Consider the following 4,134-nt stretch of genomic DNA (forward strand, 5'->3'; position numbering starts at 1 on the left):
ATCATATATGCTATAACAACGTTGTAACGAGTATCCAGAGTGTGGAATAGCGAGGGAAAGGACATACCCTCGACTCTTAGGCTATTTCTCGTTTAACTCATGATTGTATAGTTTGGGGGTGCGAATATGGAATGGCTTGCTTTTTGTATGGGGAGTTTATCTTTTTTACTCGTTTATCAAGAAATGGAAAAAAACAAAAAGTTAGAAAAGAGAATCCAAGAGTTGGAGAACAAGATTCAATCATAAGACAATCTTAGTTATTCAAGAAAATAGGGAAACCTCGAAATGAAAAGGTTTCTCTAATGTTCAGTTGTTTTATCAACACTAAAATTTAACACGCCTATTCTTAGGTAACATCTTTTTCTAGAAATGTTTTAGGTAATTCCTTTTCACCAGATACATCAAACTTTACCTCTCCACCCACTTTATAAATTCGTTCAACAATAGGTATCTTTGTCGTCATTTGTAGTTCTTTCATTTTTCTTTTTCTTGCTTGTTCAAAATGAATTACATTCATACTGTATTCTCCTTTTTGATATTAATTATGTAATTTACAATCAACAATGTCATCCAGGTCAAACTTATTTTGAAAACGAAATGCATCGGTAGTAATGATTGTTTTTTTAAACAGGTCAATCTTTTGGATGTCCATTATTTCATGGTATATACAACCGTCTTTGTAGTACCATAGATTTACTTCTTGCTTTGTATGTAGGGTTTCATTTAATGTTCTCCCTATTTCTTCTATTTGTTGTTCATCTAACACTGGCTTTTCTACTTTTAATTGTTCTTGAATAATCTGTTTGATCCCTTCGAATTGTTCAGGCATTGCAGAAAATGGACTGAACTTTACCATTCCTCGTCCTCTTGGTATATTTGTATGATTCATGCTCGATGCCCTCCTAACAATGTATTTCTGTGTCTTGCTGTAGCGCTATGTGTATAAGAAATCCCTCTTAATATGCTGTTTTTACCAAACTTAGTACGTATTTCATCCATTACTTTAGTCAATTTCACTTCTTTTTCTCGTTGTATGATGTTATCGAAAAGAGAAATTTGTTCTTCGCCTTCATTGATTAAGTTAGTTAAAGAAACGTTAATGGATCTAATGGGTTCGCCTGTATAAAACTCGTGTAAAAAGTATGTGCAAACATTATAGATATCCATTGTTAAATTGGTTGGTCGGTTCATAGTGTGAGTTTTTCTAAAACCACCAGCGTAATTTTTACTGTAACCAATAGAAAACTGGAGTGTCTGAGCGAGTTTGTTTTGCCTTCTCATCCGATAACAAACTTCTTCGATGTGTTCCAGGAGAATAATTGGAAACTCTTCTATAGTGTAATCACGCATAAGTATTTGGCTTTTACCAATAGAAGTTGTTGCGGGTACGTATTTTTCTGAAATACGGCTAAAATCAATGCCGTTGCTATGTAAGTGCATTTCTGTGCCAATGACCCCGAAACTTTGTTTTAAGTACTTGAGTGGGTATTGTGCTAAGTCTCCGATTGAATGTATTCCCTTTCGATTTAACTTTGCTTCTGTTTTGCTCGAAATCCCCCAAAACTTATTGAGTGGTCGTATCGACCATAATTTTATGGGTACATCTTCGTATTTCCAATATGCTATGCAGTCTTTGGTTTTCTTTGCTTCCACATCTAATGCGATTTTGCTCATCAATGGGTTGGGCCCAATTCCTATTGTACATTCAATGCGTGTATGCTCATAAATTTCACGTTTGAACTTTAAAGCAAATTCATATGGATCATTAGCAAATAGATGAATGCTATCCGTAATATCCATGAAGAATTCATCGATGGAATATTGGTGGAAATCCTCAATAGGAACGTATTGTAGAGCAAGTTTCGTTATGTAATTTGAGCATTTAATATAAGTTCCCATAATTGGATTAACGATAAGTATGTCTTTACGGCGAGGGATCTCGTAGCTCCTTGCCATCTTCTTAAGTCCCAACGCTTTTAATGGCGGAGTGGCAGCTAAGACAATTGAACCACTTCGGTTAACATCACCAACTACAGCTAATTTGGTTTGCAGGGGATCTAAGCCCATCTTGATGCACGACACACTGGCATAAAAACTACGAAGATCTACGCATAAAATAATTCGATTTGGAAAAATTGAGTAATCATACACCGTTATTCCTCCTTAATATAATAAGAACGCACGTTCTTATTATATACGAACTTACGTTCTTTATGAAGGGGTTTTTAATTATTATTTATGAAGTAAAGTTATGCCGGAGAAAAACATGGTGAAATAATATTGATGGTATTTGAACGACAAAAATCAGCAAAGACAGTACGAGCTTCGTCGATTGATTATTAAAGGTATTATTCCTCATTTATTGAATTTTTCTTATAGGAGGTGGCGTAGCGCTATGGCAGAAATGGAGATAGTATACACCGCTAATGAGGTTTATAATCGTTTAGGAGTGAGTGGCAGCACGCTTAGAAAGTATTCAGATATTCTTGAGCGTGAAGGATATGATGCAAAAAAGAATAGTCGAGGAAGAAGAGAATATACAGAGTTTGATGTGTTACTTATTGAAAAGTTAGTAGAGTTGAGTAAGCAGGATGGTATGACCTTAGAAAAAGCAGCAAAAATGATTGCAAAGCAATTTGGAATCGATAATAAGAAGGAAGAAAGCCAGGGGACAGATGCAATACCTTATCAAATGCAGTATCAATTTCAACAACAATATAGCGCTATGATAGAAGAAATTAATAAGGTGCAGCAAGCGAACTTGTTAGAAATGGAAAAGAGACTAGGGGATCGTATAGATCAAAGGAATAAGTTAATTGAAGACGATATGAAAGATAGGAAGGAACGTGAAGAAAGGATAGAAAAAAGGTTAGAGCAAAGAGATGAAAACCTTATGAGAGTGATTAGAGAAATTCAAGATGTGAAAAGTACTATTGTAACAGCACAGGAAGAAGTAGCGGCAGCGAAAAAGAAATCGTGGTGGAAGTTTTGGGGTGATTTATAATTTTATACTATTCTTTGTGGGCGGTTAGATTAATTACGAAAGTAAGTAAAAAATTATTTTAGATAAAATATCGTTAATTGTGTGTTAATTAACGATATTTTTAATGAAAACTATTAATTAGCTACGTAATTCTTAATACTGATAATCATGTTTTTGAAGTCGTAACATAGAGCTAATCCATTTAATATAATACAAAGAGTCAATGCTAAAATATTTGTTATATCATTCGTGTACATGATATAACAAATTAATGTTATGACTGAAGTTATAGAGAAATATGGAGCGATAGACTCTTCGTATTTTAAATGTAGGGCTAATGCAATCACCACAAGTACTAGAATAAAATTTTCCATTTGTATATTTCACCTCGCCTTCACTTGAAGTATAGCCTGGACTTAAAAATGCAGCAAGTTCACAGTCAACCTATTGCACCCCATAGTTTAGGCAATAAAAAAATAGAACCAACTATTGCAATGGGGGGTTATACAGAGTTAAATTAGTTTGTAGGTTTTAAATCACGAATTTTAACAAAAATAAATTCAGAATAATGAAAACATACATATGTGTATGACAATCAGCATTAAAGGAGATGTAGCGGAAGGTGGTTCAATTGTAATTTCACGTACCGTAATGAATGTACAAACTGTTATCGATGGTTATTTATTTTATTTAATATAGTAATATAGAATAGGTAGTATCTTATATATATAGGAGGAGAAAAAATGAGAGGGAAAACTACAACGGTTATTACAACGATTATAAGTGCTAGTTTATTACTAACAGCTTGTAGTGTGGAAAAGGATAAGAAAAATAAGGCGAATGGTAAAGTGGCAGATAAACAATCCATTCATTTTCCATATATCGCAGAAATTCCAACAATGGATGTAACAAAGGCGACTGATGGAGAATCAATGAATGTTATGCGTAACGTGTTTGAGGGGTTATATATGCTTGGAGAGGGCAATAAACCGATTCCTGGTGTGGCTAAAACATATGATGTAAGCGAAGATAAAAAAACATACACATTCTATCTCAGAGAGGATGCAAAATGGTCAATATGTTATTATATATTTGTGTAAAAAATTCGGAATTTTTTTAAAAAGGAGTGTTTAATGTGGAAAAAATAAAGG

The 4,134-nt window shown here is 33.8% G+C and carries 4 protein-coding genes and 1 pseudogene; 2 read left to right on the forward strand and 3 right to left on the reverse strand.

Features of this window, described 5'->3' with window-relative positions; all coding sequences use genetic code 11:
* Window positions 1-346: 346 nt before the first annotated feature.
* From AB3X48_RS18520 to AB3X48_RS18530, 3 genes are read right to left on the reverse strand one after another with little or no spacing between them, the layout of a single operon-like run.
* The gene (locus AB3X48_RS18520) at window positions 347-517 is read right to left on the reverse strand and encodes a hypothetical protein (protein WP_016104028.1); all 171 of its coding nucleotides are present in this window, start codon (window positions 515-517) and stop codon (window positions 347-349) included.
* A gap of 21 nt (window positions 518-538) precedes the next feature.
* A complete protein-coding gene (locus tag AB3X48_RS18525) occupies window positions 539-889 on the reverse strand; it encodes a YolD-like family protein (protein WP_367959798.1) in 351 nt (116 codons plus the stop codon).
* Window positions 886-2,151 (reverse strand): Y-family DNA polymerase, encoded by a 1,266-nt coding sequence (locus AB3X48_RS18530; protein WP_016104026.1) that lies wholly within the window; start codon window positions 2,149-2,151, stop codon window positions 886-888. The genes AB3X48_RS18525 and AB3X48_RS18530 overlap by 4 nt, the downstream gene beginning before the upstream one ends.
* A 244-nt stretch (window positions 2,152-2,395) precedes the next feature.
* Between AB3X48_RS18530 and AB3X48_RS18535 the strand changes: the two genes are divergently transcribed.
* Together AB3X48_RS18535 and AB3X48_RS18540 are read left to right on the forward strand one after the other, a co-directional pair.
* Window positions 2,396-3,004 (forward strand): DUF3967 domain-containing protein, encoded by a 609-nt coding sequence (locus AB3X48_RS18535; protein WP_016104025.1) that lies wholly within the window; start codon window positions 2,396-2,398, stop codon window positions 3,002-3,004.
* A 722-nt stretch (window positions 3,005-3,726) separates the two neighbouring features.
* Window positions 3,727-4,059 (forward strand): annotated as a pseudogene (locus tag AB3X48_RS18540) (ABC transporter substrate-binding protein); the annotation flags it as partial.
* Window positions 4,060-4,134: the final 75 nt, after the last annotated feature.

Source organism: Bacillus sp. S4 (assembly GCF_040838205.1).
Taxonomy (GTDB): domain Bacteria; phylum Bacillota; class Bacilli; order Bacillales; family Bacillaceae_G; genus Bacillus_A; species Bacillus_A cereus_U.

Bases quoted from the DNA above. Each gene is read 5' to 3' on its own strand.
- AB3X48_RS18525 (WP_367959798.1), bottom strand. From the start codon at position 889: ATGAATCATACAAATATACCAAGAGGACGAGGAATGGTAAAGTTCAGT.
- AB3X48_RS18520 (WP_016104028.1), bottom strand. From the start codon at position 517: ATGAATGTAATTCATTTTGAACAAGCAAGAAAAAGAAAAATGAAAGAA.
- AB3X48_RS18535 (WP_016104025.1), top strand. From the start codon at position 2,396: ATGGCAGAAATGGAGATAGTATACACCGCTAATGAGGTTTATAATCGT.